This is a genomic window from Streptosporangium carneum, from assembly GCF_027922005.1.
In the GTDB taxonomy this organism is placed as follows: Bacteria; Actinomycetota; Actinomycetes; order Streptosporangiales; family Streptosporangiaceae; genus Streptosporangium; species Streptosporangium carneum.
In genome coordinates this window covers 1-15,677 of sequence record NZ_BSEV01000011.1, presented here as the reverse complement: position 1 = coordinate 15,677, position 15,677 = coordinate 1, and the positions used below count along the sequence as shown (strand labels likewise).

Sequence of the window (15,677 nt, the reverse complement as noted above, 5' to 3'; positions counted from 1 at the left end):
TTCAGCAGGTGCGCAGGAAGCGGTCGAGGACCCGGGTGCCGAACTCGAGCGCCTCGACCGGCACTCGCTCGTCCACGCCGTGGAACAGCGCGGTGAAGTCCAGGTCGGGCGGCAGTTTCAGCGGCGAGAACCCGAAATGGCGGACGCCGAGCCGCTGGAAGGACTTCGCGTCCGTGCCCGCCGACAACATGTAGGGCAGCACCCTGGCCCCCGGGTCCTCCGCCCCGATCGCGGCCGCCATCGCGTCGACGAGCGCCCCGTCGAAGGTGGTCCGCACGGGTGGCAGGCTGTCCCACTCACGGACGATCTCAGGGCCGAGGATCTCGGCGAGCTCGGCCTCGAAGGCCTCCTCCCTGCCCGGCAGGATCCGGGCGTCGACGGTCGCCCGCGCCACCGAGGGGACGACGTTGGCCTTGTAACCGGCGTCGAACATGGTGACGTTCGCGGTGTCCCTGAGCGTCGCGCCGATCATCCGGGACAGGTTGCCCAGCCGGGCGACCGCGGCCTCGGGGTCGTCGGGGTCGAACGGGATCCCGGTCAGCTCGGCGGCGCCGGTGAGGAGCTCGCGCACCGGGTCGGAGAGGATGAGCGGGAAGCGGTGCCGGTCGAGGCGGGTGATCGCGGCGGCCAGCTTCGCCACCGCGTTGTCGGTGTGCAGCATCGACCCGTGCCCCGCCGTGCCGCGCGCCGTCAGCCGCAGCCACATCACGCCCTTCTCGGCCGTCTCGACGAGATAGGCGCGCACGTCGTCGGCGAGCGTGACCGAGAAGCCGCCCACCTCGCTGATCGCCTCGGTGGCTCCCTCGAACAGCTCGGGACGGTTGTCGACCAGCCACCGCGCGCCGTAGAAACCGCCCGCCTCCTCGTCGGCGAGGAAGGCGAAGATCAGGTCCCTGGGCGGGATCACGCCGTCGCGCTTGAAGGAGCGCGCGACGGCCAGCGTCATGGCCACCATGTCCTTCATGTCGACCGCGCCGCGCCCCCACACGTAGCCGTCGCGCACCTCGCCGGAGAACGGGTGCACCGACCACTCCCCCGCGTCCGCGGGCACCACGTCGAGGTGGCCGTGCACGAGCAACGCCCCTCGGGACGGATCCGCGCCCGGCAGCCTCGCGACGACGTTCCCGCGTCCCTTGGCCCCCGACTCGACGTAGGTCGGCTCGTAGCCGACCTCGGCCAGCTTGGCCGCGACGTACTCGGCCGCCGCCCGCTCCGTGCCCTGTGCGCTCGGGTCGCCGGTGTTGGTCGTGTCGATCGCGATCAGCTCGCTGGTCAGCGTCACGACCTCGGCGACGGCGGACTCCACGCTCATGCGGCCGGGACCCGGTCGGGCACGCGGGCGGCGAGGAACGTCACCGAGCGGCGGAGCCTGAACCCGAGCGACTCGTACAGCCTGATCGCGTTGACGTTGTCCGCCGCCGCGTGCATGAACGGCGTCTCCCCCCGCTCGCGGATGCCCGCGGCGACGGCGAGCACGAGCCGGGTCGCCAGCCCCTGCCCGCGGAAGCGCTCGTCGGTGCAGACGACGCTGATCTCCGTCCAGCCCGGCGGGTGCAGCCGTTCGCCCGCCATCGCGACCAGCTCGCCGTCGCGACGGATGCCGAGGTAGGTGCCCATCTCGACCGTACGGGGCAGGAAGGGGCCGGGTTTGGTCCGTCTGACGAGGGCCAGCATCTCCGGCACGTCCTCCGCCCCCAGCGGGACGGCCTCCTCGTCCGACGCGGCGGCGACGCCGTCGTCGACCAGCTGGACGCCCGTCCCGCGCATCACCACTCTCCACCCGTCCGGCGGCGCCGCCTTCAGGCCCCCGAGCGAGACCATCGCGCCGGGACCGGCGAGCGCGGCGACGTCGTTCCAGTCGTCGTCGTCCGGCTCGTCGGGAAGCGCGAGGAACGGGGAGACGTCGACCGGGTAGCGCGCCACGTTGCCGCGCCGTTCGGCGAAGTGCGCGTGCGGTCCCGTCAGGGATGATCTTCCGGGGTTGTCCAGCGGATGCGGCTCGCCCGCCGGACTTCCGTGCTGGGTGGACACATGTGCCTTCGGCATCCGGCCCCTCCACATTCCCGTTATTCCTACACGAATAGAAGGAATAATCGCGCCCCGCCCGTCCTTATTCCTCGGTCCTCCTTCGCCAGAGTCCCACACCCCTCCGCCGCCGTCCCCGCCCCTTCCCACGCGCCCCGGCCGTCCTGACGCCGCGCGTCCCCGCCCCCGATCCCGCCCGATCCCGTACGGCCCGGCACGGCGACCCCGCACCGCCCGCCGCGGCCCCGTACGGCTCAGGCGTCGCGACGGCGCAACACCAGGTAGCCGCCGACGAGGGCGGCGACGACCCACAGGACGAGGATCCCCATCCCGGTCCAGGCGCCGTAGTCGCGGCCGAACCTCGGGTCCCCCGCGGGCCCGGTGAGGTGCATGGCCACCGCGGCCACCTGGTCCGGGAGGTACTGCGTGACGACCTTCAGCCCCGGGACGTTGCCCAGCCCCTGCGAGCCGAGGAAGAACACCGGCAGCAGGACGCCGAGCGAGAGCGTCGAGCTGCGCAGCATCGTCGCGACCCCCATGGCGAACACGCAGATGAGCGTCAGGTAGAGGCAGGCCGCGACGACCGCGGGCAGCGCCCCCTCCGCGCCGAGGGAGGTCCCGTACCGCCCCAGCGCCGCCTGCGACACGAGGAAGGTCGCGACCACGGTGACCACCGACACCGCGAGGGCGGTCAGCAGCCCGGTGAACGCCTTGCCGCCGTAGAACAGGCCGCGCCGGGGCACCGCCGCCAGCGAGGCCCTGATCGTCCCCGAGGTGTACTCGGCCCCGACCAGGAGCACCCCGAACGCCACCAGGGGGAGCTGGCCGAGGGTGAGACCGTAGAAGGCGGCGAACAGCGGGTCGAAGGTCTCCTCCCTGCCGGACACGCCGTCGGCGAAGCTGAGCCCGATCAGGTGGCCGAGGCCGACGCTGAGGACGAAGGTCAGCGGCAGCGTCCAGAACGTCGACCGCACGGTGCGGATCTTCGTCCATTCGGCGGTCACCACCGCCCACGCGGACGCCGCGCTCACCGTCGCCCGCCCCTCGGCCGTCACCCGTGTGGAGGTCGCGCTCACCGCCGGCCACCCCCGGCCCGGTACTCCACGGCGTCCCCGGTGAGCCTCATGAACGCCTCCTCCAGCGAGGCCCGCTGCGTGCTGACCTCGTGCACCGTCAGGCCGTTGACGGCGGCCAGCTCGCCGAGCCTCGCGGCCTCGGTCCCGTAGGCCTCGAGCGCCCCGTCCCGCGTCTCCTCGACCTGGATCCCGGCCGCGGCCAGCACGTCGCGCATCCGCTCGGGCTCCGGCGTGCGGATCCGCACGTACGAACGGGAGTTGGCCTCCACGAACCGCGACACGGTGGTGTCGGCGAGCAGCCGGCCCCTGCCGATCACGACGAGGTGCTCGGCGGTGAGCGCCGTCTCGCTCATCAGATGGCTGGAGACGAACACCGTCCGCCCCTCCGCGGCCAGTCCCTTCAGCAGGTTCCTGATCCACAGGACCCCCTCGGGGTCGAGCCCGTTGACCGGTTCGTCGAAGAGCAGCACCGGCGGGTCCCCGAGCAGCGCGGCGGCGATGCCCAGCCGCTGGGTCATGCCGAGCGAGAAGCCCTTCGCCCGTTTCCCCGCCACGTCCTCGAGGCCGACCGCCGCCAGGACCTCCCGCACCCGCGCCCCGGGGATGCGGTTGGTCCGCGCCAGCCACAGCAGGTGGTTGTGGGCGCTGCGACCGCCGTGCACGGCGGAGGCGTCCAGCATGGCCCCGACCCGTCGCAGCGGCTCGGGGAACAGCCCGTAGGGCTCTCCGTCGATGAGGACCCGTCCCGCGGTGGGACGGTCGAGGCCCAGCATCATCCGCATCGTGGTGGACTTGCCCGCGCCGTTCGGCCCCAGGAAGCCGGTCACGTGGCCGGGCCGTACCGTGAAGGACAGGTCGTCGACCACGACCGCCCTTCCGTATCTCTTGCTGAGGTTACGTACTTCGATCACCTGACCCAGGCTAGGAACGGGGCCGCCGCCTGGCAGTCCTCGAAAGTCGTCGTTCCCGGCGACGAAAGTCGGCCAGGGCGGGCACCCGGCCCGCCCGCCGTGAACACGTAGCCTGCTTGCCATGGGCCGACACCTTCTCGCCGCCTTCGTGGTCGTGGTGGACACCGCGTTGCTGGTGGCCGGACACCGGGACGATCTGCCCCCGTGGGGCGCCCCCGCGTACGCGCTGGCCGCCGTGCTGCTGGTCGCGCTGCGGTTCCGGTTCCCCGTCGCCGCGTTCGCGGGCGCGCTGGTGCTCGCCCTGCTGACCGACAGCGCCTACGTCCTGCTGCTGTGGAGCGCCTACCAGGCGGGAACCGAGGTCGTCTCCCGGTCGGGCATGGCCGTCGTCGTCGGCGCGACGCTGGGCAACCTCGTCGTGCGGCTCTCCGTCCACTTCGCGGACCCCCGGGCCGTCATGAGCGTCCTGGCCGTCCACGGCGTGTTCGTGGCCCTGCCACTGATCGTCGGCCTCTACCTCGCCCAGCACCGGCGGCTGGTCTCGGCCCTCGACCGGCACAACCGGCAGCTCCTGCTTCAGCGAGAACTGCTCGGCGAGCAGGAACGGCTGCGCGAGCGGCTGCGGATCGCCAGGGACATGCACGACTCCCTCGGGCACCGGCTCGGCCTGGTCTCGGTCCAGGCGGCCGCGCTGGAGGTCTCCGCGCTGCCCGCGCCGCAGCGGCAGGCGGTGCGGCAGCTGGCAGGGGCGGCGCGCGACGCGGTGAACGAGCTGCACGAGCTGGTCGGGGCGCTGCGCGGCGCGGAGGAGACGCCTTCGAGGCCGCTGACGGCCGAGGCGATCGGCGGCCTGGTCGAGGAGTTCGGCGAGGCCGGGGTGGCGGTGACCCTGCGGACGCACGGGGAGCCCCTGCCGCTGTCCCCCGCGGCGGGCCAGGCGGCGTACCGGGTGGTCGAGGAGGGGCTGACCAACGCGGCCAGGCACGCTCCCGGCCTGCCGGTCACCGTGGAGGTCGGCTGGGAGTCGGACGCGCTGCTGCTCACCGTCGCCAACCCGATGCCGGACGACCGGGAGGTCGCCGGCGCCGGACACGGCCTGTCCGGCCTCGAGGAGCGGGTACGGCCCGCGGGCGGATTCCTGGACCACGGGCTGTCCGGGGACCGGTTCCGGCTCTTCGCGATGCTGCCCGCCGCCGTCGAGCCCGCCGGGGAGCGTGTCGAGGAGCAGGCGTGGGACGACCGCCTGTCGACGGCGGGACGGCTCCGCACGGCCGCGGTCGGGGTCGCCGCCGGCGCCCTGATGTTCGCCTTCCTGCCCGCGAGCCTGCTGCTGGGGGTGGCCGGATGATCAGGGTGCTGGTCGCCGACGACGAACCCCTGATCACGACGGGGATCCGCACGGTGCTCGAGTCGGCGGCCGACATCAGGGTCGTGGCGCTGGCGGAGAACGGCAGGGCCGCCGTCGAGGAGGCGATCAGGCGCCGCGCCGACGTGGCGCTGATCGACGTCAACATGCCGGTGCTGGACGGGCTGAGCGCGATCGAGGAGCTGCGCGGGCGGGCGCCCGCGCTGCGGACCGTGGTGCTGACGTCGTTCGGCACGGAGCCGAACGTCCTGCGCGCCCTGCAGAACGGCGCGGCCGGGTTCGTGCTGAAGAACTGCACGCCCGATGAGCTGATCCGCGCGGTCAGGGCGGCGCACGGCGGCGACGCCTACCTGTCCCCCTCGGTGACCCGGCTGGTGCTGGACATGGTCACGCCCGTCGAGGCACGGCGCAGACGGGAGGCGTCCGGGCTGCTCTCGGCGCTGACGGCCCGCGAGTCCGAGGTCCTGCGCCTGGTGGCGGAGGGCCTGTCGAACGCCGAGATCGGCCGCCGGCTGCGGATGAGCGAGGCGTCCGTGAAGACCTACGTGAGCAGGATCCTGGTCAAGCTCAACTGCTCCAACCGCGTCCAGGCGGCCCTGCTGGTCCGGGACGCGGGCCACGGCTGAGAGACGAGGCCGAGGCCCGCGGCCAGGAGCGTCCGTTCCTCTCAGGAGCAGCTCGCGACCTGGCAGATCTTGGCGAGCATCCTTCTGGCGTCCTTCGTCTGCCGGGCGAAGTCCCCCCTGTCGGGGGCGCCCCATTCGGCGGCCCGGGAGTAGACGACGAGCGCGTTCCCTCTGCGGGCCACGATCGCCCGCTCACCGCCGACCGCGGCCTTTCCCGCCTGGTAGAGCTGGCCCGTGACGGCCAGGCCCTCGTCGCCGAGGGCCACGGCCGCGCCGGAGTACTTGTAGGCCGTCTGCGACGTCCGGAAGGGCGGGCAGACGGGCAGCGCCTTACGCACCGCGGCCAGGGCCTGTCTCGCGGCCTTCGCCGTGGAGTAGAGGATCACCTGCTCCCATCTCTGGTCGGACACGGCGATGTGGGAGACCGTGCGGGCGGCGGTCCTGCCCGCGACGGCCAGCGACGCCTTCTGGCAGGGGTTCACCGCGAACTTGGCGTCCTTGCTCTGGCTGACGGACCAGCCGGGGGCGGCGTTCCTGTTCTCGGCCGCCTTCTCGTACAGCAGGAAACCCTTGGGGAGCGCCCCGGCGGAGGTGGCCGCGAGGGCGGGGGGCGTGACGATCACCGTGACACCGGCAAGGGCGCAGACAGTCAGGATCTTCTTCACACAGGTGAGACGTGCTTCGGATCCCGGCGGTTCAGCGTTCGGCTTTTCGGTCATCGGGCCGAGGACACAAGCCGAGGACACAAGGGGACCGGATTCCCCTACGGGGAAGACGCCCGCCCGTCCCGGCGCGCCCGCCGTCGCAATCTCACTCGGGGACTAGGTTCGACTACCGTGAGTTAGCATCCGCTCGATCCTAAAGAATCCTTGCGAAAGGGTTCTTGTCTCATCATAATGGCGCCATGGACGAGCCCCCCACCATCACCGATCCTCGCTCCCTGCGTGCCCTGGCACACCCGATCAGGCTGGCGTTGCTCGAGGTCCTCGGAGTGCTCGGCACCGCGACCGCCACCCGATGCGCGGAGCTGACCGGAGAGAGCGTCGCCAGCTGTTCGTTCCATCTCCGCACGCTCGCCGAATACGGGTTCATCGAACGGGCGCCCTCCCACACCAGGGAGAAGCCGTGGCGGCTGGCCAAGCCCGTCCAGTCCGTCGACACCGCCACGGAGAACACCCCCATGGGCAACGCGCTCACCGAGGTGTTCCTGGAGAAGGAGTTCTCCCGCCTGCGCGCCTGGCGGCGGCGCGTCGAGTCGGAACCCGAGGACTGGCAGGCGGCGAGCCTCGTCCTGGGCGCCACCCTGTGGATGACCTCCACGGAGCTGGCCGAGTTCCGCGAGTTCATCAGGTCGATGATCGTCGGCTACCTCGACCGTGTGGAGAAGGCCGAGCTCAGGCCGGAGGGCGCGCGGCCGGTGCGGCTGTTCATGGCCAGCAGCGCCGAGCGGCCGCCCGACACCGCCGGCCCGGCGGGCCTGCGGTGAGCGCACTCGCCGATCCACGGTTTCGCAGACTCCTGGCCGGCCACTCGCTCAGCTCCTTCGGAGACAGCGCGCTCTACCTCTCCCTGGGCATCTGGGCCAAGGACCTGACCGGCGAGAACTCCGCGGCCGGAGTGGTCTTCCTCTTCCTCTCCATACCGGTGTTCTTCACCCCCTTCGCCGGACACCTCGTCGACCGATTACGCCGCCGGCCACTGCTCATCGTGGTCAACACCGTCGCGGGGCTCGGGGTGCTGGCCCTGCTCGGGGTGCGTTCCGAGGCCGACCTGTGGATCGTCTACGCCGTCGCCTTCGGGTACGGCGTCGCCTTCGCCCTGCTACGGCCCGCCCAGATCGGACTGGTCAAGCTGATCCTGCCCGGTGAGGACCTGGCGGGCGCGAACGCCGCGATCCGCACGATCGGCGAGGGGACGCGCCTGCTCAGCCCGCTGGCGGGCGCCGCCGTCTACACCGCGATCGGCGGCCACGCGCTCGCCGTGATCGACGCCCTCACCTTCGCCGTCGCGGTCGTCGTCCTGCTCACCCTCCGCGTCGAGGAGCCCGCGCCCACACCGCCCCAGGAGCGGGAGCCGTTCCGGCGGGAGATCATGGCGGGCGCCCGGCAGATCGCGCGCACCCCCCTCGCGGCTCTCACCACCGCGGCCGTCGCCGCCAGCTTCGCGGTCATCGGACTCCTGGACACCGTCGACTTCGCGGTCATCGAGTTCGGCCTCGGCCTCCCCACCTCGTTCTTCGGGGTGCTGATGTCGGTCCAGGGCGCGGGAGGGATCTGCGGCGGACTGACGGTCGCCGGAATGATCCGCAGGTACGGCGAGGCCAGGACGGTCAGCGCGGGCCTTCTGCTCGGCGCCGTCGGCACGGCGCTGCTGGCCGCCTCGAGCCTGCCCGTGGTGATCGCGGGATTCGCGCTGATCGGCTGCGGCGTTCCGTGGCTGGTCGTCGGATACACGACGGCGTGGCAGCGCTCGACGCCGCAGGAGGTCCTCGGCCGGGTCGCCGCCGCGGCGGACCTGTCCATGATCGGGCCGCAGACGATCTCCATCGCGCTCGGCGCGGCGCTCATCGCCGCGGTCGACTACCGCGTCCTGCTGGCCGTGTGCTGCGCGGTCCTGACGCTCTCCGGCGCCGTACTGCTCCGCAGGGCTCCACGGCTCGCGACCGTGTAGGAACGGCGGGGCTCCCCACCGCGGTGGGGAGCCCCGGGAAAACCACGGGAGGACACAGGGGAACACGAGAGGCCGTGGGAGGCCGCGACGGGTCCCGGCACGTCACGGGCGGGGACGGTTCACGACCGTGAGCGGACGGTCCGCCGTCCGGCGGCGGTTCTCCGACGAGCGGTCACGACCGGGCGGCGGTCGTCCGGGAGGACGGTTCGCGACCGGACGGGAAGGGCCGTGTCCTGGTGAGGGTCACCAGGGCGGGCACCACCTCGCGGATCCGGTTCGCGCGCAGGTGGTCGATCAGGCGCACCGCCTCCTGGGCGTCGTCCGCCAGCAGACAGCCCGGAGCGAGCCTGCCTCCGGCCACCGCCTGCGGGGAGGCGGCCAGCGGGGAGTCGCGCAGTTCGACCACGTCGGCCCTGGTGCCCGGGGGCAGCCAGCTCCGCACCAGCTCGGTCGCCGACGACCGGTCCTCCGGCACCTCCACGATCAGCAGCACCTCGGCCGCCCCCTCGGGGCGGAGCACTCCCGGCATGGTGTCCACCACGAGCCCGAGCGCGTCCTGAGCGGTCATCCAGCCGATCTCCGCCTCCTCGTGGTGCCCCGGACCGGTCGGGCTGTTGAACACCAGGTGGTCGGCGAGCCTGCCGACGTCAAGGTCCCCCCTGAGGTCCGCCAGGCCGAAGCCGGCCTCGACCCCGTTGACCACGGCGTTGACCCGGGAGTACGCGACCGCCCTCGGGTTGAGGTCGACGCCGACGACCGACGAGCAGCGCTCCCGCAACACCAGGGACAGGACGCCGCATCCACAACCGACGTCGACCAGCTTCCCGCTCACGGCGCCGAGGTTGTCCAGCAGCGCGAAACTTGAGGCGTGCGGAGGCATGACCAGCGTGGACCTGTTCGCGATCGCGACACGCGCGTCGCTTCTGAACAGCTGGTCCGACAGGAAGTACATGGAGCGGCCCGGCGAGACGGAGACCTCGGACGTCACCGTGTCCCCGTCGGACGAGACCAGCCCCAGCGTCGCGAGCAGTTCGCGCGTCGGGGCGGGAACGACCCGCTCGTAACGGTCCCGCGCGACGTCGCCGTTGCGCACGAAGAGCTGGACCATGACACCCGCCGGAGTCGTGACCAGCTCGGCGACCTGCCCTGCCGAGCAGAAGGCGTAGAACGCCGCGTTGCTCAGCAGGTCCGCCGCGTCCTCCGCGGAGAGCGCGCGAACCGTCTCCGCCTCGGTGAAGCCGACGTCGCGGAACGCCCCGGCCAGGGACAGGAGAGCCGAGACGCCGTTCGCCCGCGTCGCGTGGGCCTCCGGGTTCCACACGGCGTCACCTCCGGTGGAGACGGACCGGGAAGGAGTCCAACCCGAAGTTGATGATGGACTGGTTGTACTCGTGCGCGCCGAGCGGCTCGACCTCGGCCACGAGGGTGGACAGCACCGTGAACAGCACCCTGAGCTCGGTCCGCGCCAGCGGGCCGCCGATGCAGTAGTGCTCGCCCCAGCCGAAGGCGATGTGCCGGTTGGGATGCCGGGCCAGGTCGAGGCGGTGGGGGTCCTCGAAGACGGCGGCGTCGCGGTTGGCCGCGGGGGTCCACACCACGACCCGGTCCCCCGCGCTGATCCGCTGCCCGGCGAGTTCCACGTCCGTTTTCGCGGTGCGCAGCACGTGGAGGCCGACCGAGGTCCACCGGAGCAGTTCCTCGGTCGCGACCTTCTGGTCGGCCTTCTCCTGCAGTTCCCGCCACGCGTCCGCGTTCCGCATCAGGGAGAGCATCGCCATGGCGGCGGTGTGCCGTACGGTCTGGATGCCGCCGACGATGATGTTGTCGCAGTTCAGCACGACCTCGTCCAGTTCGAGCGAGGCGGCGAGCGCGCTGATGATGTCGTCACGCGGCTCCTCGCGACGCTGCATCGCGAGCTGGATCAGGTACGGCAGGAGCCGCTGGTGGGCGGCGCGGCGCTCGGCCGGGTTGTGCCCGAGGAACGCCTGGTCGCACATGGCCGTGACCTCGTCGCGGTCCTCCGCGGGGATCCCCATGAGGTCGCACATGACGGTGAGCGGGACGATCGCCCCGATGTCCCTGACGAAGTCGATCTTCTCGCGGATCAGGAGCCGCTCGACGACCTGCTCGGTCAGCTCGCGGACGCGCTCCTCCAGGCGCGCGGCGTGCCGGGCGGAGAAGAACGGGGCGACCGGCTCCCGGTACGCGCGGTGCCTGGGCGGGTCGCTCAGCGCCATCATCTTCCCCGCCCCCGCGGGCGGCCCGTCGCCGGTGCCGAGCAGAGAGCCGCCCTGCGAGCTGAAGGAGCGCGCGTCCCCGAGCACCGCGAGGGCGTCGCGGTGGGTGAGCACCGCCCACAGCACCCCCTCCTCGGCCGACTCGTGCCGCTGGACCGCGCCCTCACGGCGTATCTCGTCCAGGATCGTGTACGCGTCGTCCTCGGCCCAGAACGTGGGATCGGTGAGGTCATAGGTGTCCAGCAGCATTGGGGTTCCTCTCCACCGTCTGGGACTCCGCTGTCTGGGACTCCACTGTCTGGGACTCCGCTGTCTGGGACTCCGCTGTCTGGAACTGCGCCGCACGGGTCGGCACGCCCGCGAGCTCCTGGTCGATGCGGGCGGACAGCTCCCGCAGGGTCGGGTGGTCGAACACCGCCATGACCGGCAGCTCGACCCCGAAACGCTCCTGCACCTCGGCCGTGATCTGCGGCGCGAGCATCGAGTAGCCGCCGACGGTGAAGAAGTCGTCGTCCGGCCCCGCCTGCTCGCAGCCGATGACCTCGCACCAGATCGCCCCCAGCCCGCGCTCGGTCTCCGTGCTGAACTCGACCGGCTCGACGGCGTGGTCACGGGCGTCGGGAACGGGCAGCAGGAGGCGGTCGATCTTGCCTGACACCGTCGTCGGCATCTGGTCGACCACGACGTAGGCGGCCGGGATCATGTAGGTGGGCAGCGTCCGGGTCAGCCGCCGGTGGAGGCCGGGCACGTCGACCGCCGTGTCGGGACGCGGCTGGACGTAGGCGGCGAGGCGCAGAGACTCGGGAGTGTCTCCGTAGGTGCGGACGGCGGCCTGGGCGACCGTCGGCTCCCGGTGCAGAGCCGCCTCGATCTCCCCGAGCTCGACCCTCGCACCCCTGATCTTGACCTGGTCGTCGCTCCTGCCCGCGAACAGGAGCCCGCCGTCCGGTGCGCGGCGGGCGAGGTCGCCGGTGCGGTAGGTGCGTTCCGGCAGGAAGACCTTCCGCGTCTCATCCGGCCTGTTGAGGTAGCCGTGGGCGAGGAACCCGGTGCGGACGCGGATCTCCCCCACCTCGCCGTCCGGCACGGGAACGCCGTTCTCGTCGGTCAGCAGGATCTCGCGTCCCGGAATGGCCTCACCCAGGGCGATCGGGTCCGAGACCTCCTCGGGAACCGGCTGGAAGGTGGCGAGGATGCACTCGGTGGGCCCGTAGAAGTTGTGGACCGCCGCCTTGGGGAAGTGCTCCCTGGCCGCCTGGACGAGGTCGGCGTGCAGCGCCTCGCCGAACAGGCTGAGCACCCGCAACGAGCCCGCGGGGGCGATGCCGTACGGGCGGGCGTCCAGCAGGTGGCGGCAGAGGCTCGGCACGGTCTGCAGGTGCGTCACCTCGTGCCCGACGATCCACTCGTGGATCCGTCCCGCGTCGCCCTTGATCTCTCCGGGAGGAATGACCAGGGTGGCCTTCCCGTGCACCGCGGTCAGGATCTCGACATAGGCGGCGTCGTAGGTGAGCCTGGCCCACTGGAACACGCGCGAGCCCTGACGCACGCCGTTCACGGTCGTCAGCCACCGCGCGAGCTGGTCGAGGTTGCCCGTGCGCTGCATGATCCCCTTGGGCGCGCCGGTCGAGCCCGAGGTGTACGCCACGTACTCGGTGCCCGGCGGCACGGTCGAGCCGGGGGGCGTGTCGGGCGCCCGCCGTACCACCACGGCCTCGTCGTCCTCGACCTGGACGAGCGCGGTGGGAAGCGGCCCGGAACCCGTGGCCGCAGGCACGGCGGGGAAGGGGTCGGAGCCCGCCTGCGCGAGTACGGCGCGCGGAGCGCAGTCGGCCACGATCGACAACCGTCTGTCCATGGGCTGGTCGGCGGTCAGCCAGACGAACGGGGTGCGCGCCCGCTGGGCGGCCAGCAGCGCCGCGATCGAGTCGGGGCCGTCCGGCACGGTGACGGCGAGGACGTCACCGGGGCGCAGCCCGGCGCGGACGAGCGCCGCGCTGTAGCGGGCGACCCGCGTTTCGAGTCGCTGGTACGTCAGGCCGCCTGACGCCGAGATGACGGCGAGGACGCCGTCGTGGCGGTTCACGCCGCCCCCGCGGGGACGCGCAGGAACTCCGCGACGGTCCGCGCGAGCGTCTCGGCCGCCGTCTGGACCACCAGATGCCCTCCGGAGAGAACCCGCATGCTGAACGGTCCCGTGGTGCTGCGCGCCCAGCCCGTCATCTGCTCGCCGGTCACGGTCGGGTCGTCCGTGCCGACCAGGCCGAGCACGGGGCAGTTGAGCGGCGGCTCCCACTGGTGCAGGTAGTCCTGGCACAGGTTGAGGTCGGCGCGTACGACCGAGAGCAGGAGCGCGCGCATGTCGGGGTGGGCGAGGACCTCCGTCACGGTGTCGTCGATGCTCCGCAGGAAGGAGACGACGTCCTGCGACCCCGTCGGCCCCGGAGGACCGTGCCAGTGGTTCGGCGGCAGCAGCGCGGCCAGCACGCACGCGGCGGGAGGGTTCAGCGAGGACAGCTCCCTGCCCACGTTGTAGGCGACGAGCGCGCCGAGGCTCTGTCCGAGCAGGGCGTACCTGCCCGAGACGAACGGCCGCATCGCCGCGCTGACCCAGTGGACCAGCTCGTCGACGTCGGTCGCGTGCGGCGCGGTGAACCTGCCGCCGCGGCCCGGCATGCGCACGGCCCACACCTCGATGTCAGGCGGCAGCGCCCGGCCCAGGTCGGCGAAGGCGGGCGCGTCCCCGCCCGCGTGCGGGAAGCAGAACAGCCGGGTCACCGCGTTCGGCCTGGGCACCGGCACCCAGAACCAGTCGGTCACCAGTATCGGCGGCGGCATCACATTCCCCCGTTCTCCGTGTTTTCTTGGTCTGCTTCGCCGGCTCGGCGTGAGGGGACCGACAACTTCGACAGGGGCCGGTCGGGGTCGGTCACGACCTCGGCGAGGAGGGCCTGGTAGGCGGCGGCGAGCTGCTCGGCCGAACTCGGGTCGAACAGGTCGGTGCGGTAGCAGAGCAGTGTTTCGAGGGTCTCGGCCGAGGTGTCGAGCAGGTGCATCTCCAGGTCGAGCCGGGTGACCTGCTGACGCACCTCGTCCCACTCGGCGACCTCGACGTCGTGCCAGCGCGTCGCCTCCGCGCGGTGCGGGGTGCGAAGCAGCTGGAAGCCCACCTGGGCGATCGGGTTGCACGTGGGGTTGCGCGGCACCCCGAGCCCGTCGACCAGCATGTCGAAGGGGACGGAGTCGTGTTCGAGCGCGTCAAGCGTGGCCGCGCCGATTCGGGCCGCCGCCTGCCGGAAGGTCGGGTCTCCGGACAGGTCGCCGCGCAGCGGCACGGTGTTGACGAAGAACCCGACGGTCGAGTGGAACTCCGGCTTGGCCCGGCCGGCGACGGGGACGGCCACCACGATGTCGTGCGTCCCGCTCCAGCGCGCGAGCAGCATCATGAACGCGGTGAGGGTCGTGACGAACATCGTGCACCTCAGGTCGGCGGCCAGCCGGTGCAACCGCTCGGCGACCGCCGGCGGCACCGGGGCCGGCAGTTCGTCGCCCGCGGGGGACGTCGCCGACGAGCGCGGCCTGTCGGTGGGGATGTCGAGCACGGCGGGGGCTCCCGCCAGGAATCCATCCCAGTGGGCGAGCTCCCGTTCCAGGTGCTCGCCGCGCAGCAGGCCGCGCTGCCAGGTCGCGTAGTCCGCGTACTGCGCCTCGGGAACCGGCAGCTCGACGGCCTCCCCGCGCACGTGACCGGAGTACAGGGCCCCGAGCTCCGCGACGACGATCTGGAGGGACCACGCGTCGACCACGATGTGGTGCAGCGTCAGCAGCAGGATGTGCCGGTCGGGGCCGAGCCCCAGCAGGTGCGCCCGCACCGGCGCGTCGGCGGCCAGGTCGAAGGGCCGGTCCACCTGGACCGCGGCGAACTCGGCGGCGCGCGAGCGCGGGGCGGGGTCCCCGGACAGGTCGGTGTACGGCAACGGCACCGCCTCCTCCGGCGTCCCGATCCGCACCCTGGGCCGTCCCCGCTCCGAGGGGAAACTCGTGCGCAGCGCGTCGTGGCGGGCGACCACCTCGGTCAGGGCCCGTCGCAGCAGGGCGACGTCGAGCGCGCCGCGCAGCTCGTAGCCGACGCACACGTTGTACTGCGTCGACCGGGGGTCGAGCTGCTGGAGGAACCAGAGCCGCTGCTGCGCGGGAGACAGCGCGAGATGGTCGGCGTCTTGGCCGGTCCGGGTCATCTGCTTCCCTCCGGCGCGCTCAACGTCCATCGCGGGACTCTGCCGGGACGTCCGCGCCGTCAGAGGCATCGTCAGGGGCGGCGTCAGGGGCGCCGTCGGGGACGCCGTCCGCGCCCGCGGGGGCGCCGCCGGGGAGCAGCTGCTCGACCCGTGCGGCGAAGGCCGCGAAGTCATCGGTCTCGTACAGGTCGCGGAGCGCCAGCTCGACCTTCAGCCGGTCACGCACCAGGAACAGCAGGCGTACGGCTGCCAGGGAGTGTCCGCCCAGCGTGAAGAAGTTGTCCTTGGGCGAGACGCTCGGCACGCCGAGGACTTCTGTCCATATGTGGGTGAGGGTGTGGTGGAGGGGGGAGACGGCGTGGTCGGTGCTGGTGTCGGCGGCCGCGTCCCCGGTCTTCTGTGCGTCTGTGTCCGCGCCGTTGGTTGTGTCGGTGTTGGTGTGGTGGTGGGGCAGGGGGGTGCAGGTGTGGGGTGGGGGCAGGGTGTTGCGGTTGATTTTGCCGTTGTGGGTGAGGGGCATGGCGGGCA

General features: G+C 72.3%; 15 protein-coding genes. 4 read left to right on the top strand and 11 right to left on the bottom strand.

Annotated elements, in window-relative coordinates; translation table 11 throughout:
• Position 1: 1 nt before the first annotated feature.
• The 4 genes from PKF00_RS23130 to PKF00_RS23115 all read right to left on the bottom strand — a co-directional run bounded on the left by PKF00_RS23130 (position 2) and on the right by PKF00_RS23115 (position 4,012).
• Positions 2 to 1,312, bottom strand: coding sequence for a M20/M25/M40 family metallo-hydrolase (locus tag PKF00_RS23130; RefSeq protein WP_271219708.1), 1,311 nt, complete (start codon positions 1,310 to 1,312; stop codon positions 2 to 4).
• Positions 1,309 to 2,046, bottom strand: coding sequence for a GNAT family N-acetyltransferase (locus tag PKF00_RS23125; protein ID WP_271219707.1), 738 nt, complete (start codon positions 2,044 to 2,046; stop codon positions 1,309 to 1,311). Before PKF00_RS23125 ends, PKF00_RS23130 begins: the two co-directional genes overlap by 4 nt.
• Before the next feature lie 233 nt (positions 2,047 to 2,279).
• On the bottom strand, positions 2,280 to 3,101 hold the full coding sequence (locus PKF00_RS23120) for an ABC transporter permease subunit (RefSeq protein WP_271219706.1): 822 nt from the start codon (positions 3,099 to 3,101) through the stop codon (positions 2,280 to 2,282).
• On the bottom strand, positions 3,098 to 4,012 hold the full coding sequence (locus PKF00_RS23115; protein ID WP_271219705.1) for an ATP-binding cassette domain-containing protein: 915 nt from the start codon (positions 4,010 to 4,012) through the stop codon (positions 3,098 to 3,100). Before PKF00_RS23115 ends, PKF00_RS23120 begins: the two co-directional genes overlap by 4 nt.
• Positions 4,013 to 4,133: 121 nt before the next feature.
• On the opposite strand from PKF00_RS23115, the gene PKF00_RS23110 reads away from it, so the two are divergent.
• Both PKF00_RS23110 and PKF00_RS23105 read left to right on the top strand, forming a co-directional pair.
• Entirely contained in the window at positions 4,134 to 5,360 is a 1,227-nt protein-coding gene (locus tag PKF00_RS23110; protein ID WP_271219704.1) for a sensor histidine kinase, read from the top strand.
• The gene (locus PKF00_RS23105; RefSeq protein WP_271219703.1) at positions 5,357 to 6,004 is read left to right on the top strand and encodes a response regulator; all 648 of its coding nucleotides are present in this window, start codon (positions 5,357 to 5,359) and stop codon (positions 6,002 to 6,004) included. The genes PKF00_RS23110 and PKF00_RS23105 overlap by 4 nt, the downstream gene beginning before the upstream one ends.
• 41 nt (positions 6,005 to 6,045) lie before the next feature.
• Here PKF00_RS23105 and PKF00_RS23100 read toward each other — a convergent pair whose 3' ends face one another.
• Positions 6,046 to 6,669 (bottom strand): hypothetical protein, encoded by a 624-nt coding sequence (locus tag PKF00_RS23100; protein ID WP_271219702.1) that lies wholly within the window; start codon positions 6,667 to 6,669, stop codon positions 6,046 to 6,048.
• A 239-nt stretch (positions 6,670 to 6,908) separates the two neighbouring features.
• Between PKF00_RS23100 and PKF00_RS23095 the strand changes: the two genes are divergently transcribed.
• Positions 6,909 to 7,490, top strand: coding sequence for an ArsR/SmtB family transcription factor (locus tag PKF00_RS23095; protein WP_271219701.1), 582 nt, complete (start codon positions 6,909 to 6,911; stop codon positions 7,488 to 7,490).
• A complete protein-coding gene (locus PKF00_RS23090) occupies positions 7,487 to 8,674 on the top strand; it encodes an MFS transporter (protein WP_271219700.1) in 1,188 nt (395 codons plus the stop codon). Before PKF00_RS23095 ends, PKF00_RS23090 begins: the two co-directional genes overlap by 4 nt.
• 172 nt (positions 8,675 to 8,846) lie before the next feature.
• Here the strand turns inward: PKF00_RS23090 and PKF00_RS23085 are convergent, their stop codons facing one another.
• The 6 genes from PKF00_RS23085 to PKF00_RS23060 form a co-directional block, all read right to left on the bottom strand.
• On the bottom strand, positions 8,847 to 9,995 hold the full coding sequence (locus PKF00_RS23085) for a methyltransferase (protein WP_271219699.1): 1,149 nt from the start codon (positions 9,993 to 9,995) through the stop codon (positions 8,847 to 8,849).
• Positions 9,996 to 9,999: 4 nt separating this feature from the next.
• Complete coding sequence (locus PKF00_RS23080; RefSeq protein WP_271219698.1) at positions 10,000 to 11,160, bottom strand: cytochrome P450; 1,161 nt, start codon at positions 11,158 to 11,160, stop codon at positions 10,000 to 10,002.
• Entirely contained in the window at positions 11,141 to 12,997 is a 1,857-nt protein-coding gene (locus PKF00_RS23075; RefSeq protein WP_271219697.1) for a non-ribosomal peptide synthetase, read from the bottom strand. The genes PKF00_RS23080 and PKF00_RS23075 overlap by 20 nt, the downstream gene beginning before the upstream one ends.
• Positions 12,994 to 13,749: a thioesterase II family protein gene (locus PKF00_RS23070; RefSeq protein WP_271219696.1), complete on the bottom strand. Its 756-nt coding sequence runs from the start codon at positions 13,747 to 13,749 to the stop codon at positions 12,994 to 12,996. The genes PKF00_RS23075 and PKF00_RS23070 overlap by 4 nt, the downstream gene beginning before the upstream one ends.
• Positions 13,749 to 15,179: a condensation domain-containing protein gene (locus tag PKF00_RS23065; RefSeq protein ID WP_271219695.1), complete on the bottom strand. Its 1,431-nt coding sequence runs from the start codon at positions 15,177 to 15,179 to the stop codon at positions 13,749 to 13,751. The genes PKF00_RS23070 and PKF00_RS23065 overlap by 1 nt, the downstream gene beginning before the upstream one ends.
• A partial coding sequence (locus PKF00_RS23060) for a phosphopantetheine-binding protein (protein ID WP_271219694.1) occupies positions 15,169 to 15,677 on the bottom strand: 509 nt, incomplete at its 5' end. The genes PKF00_RS23065 and PKF00_RS23060, both read right to left, overlap by 11 nt.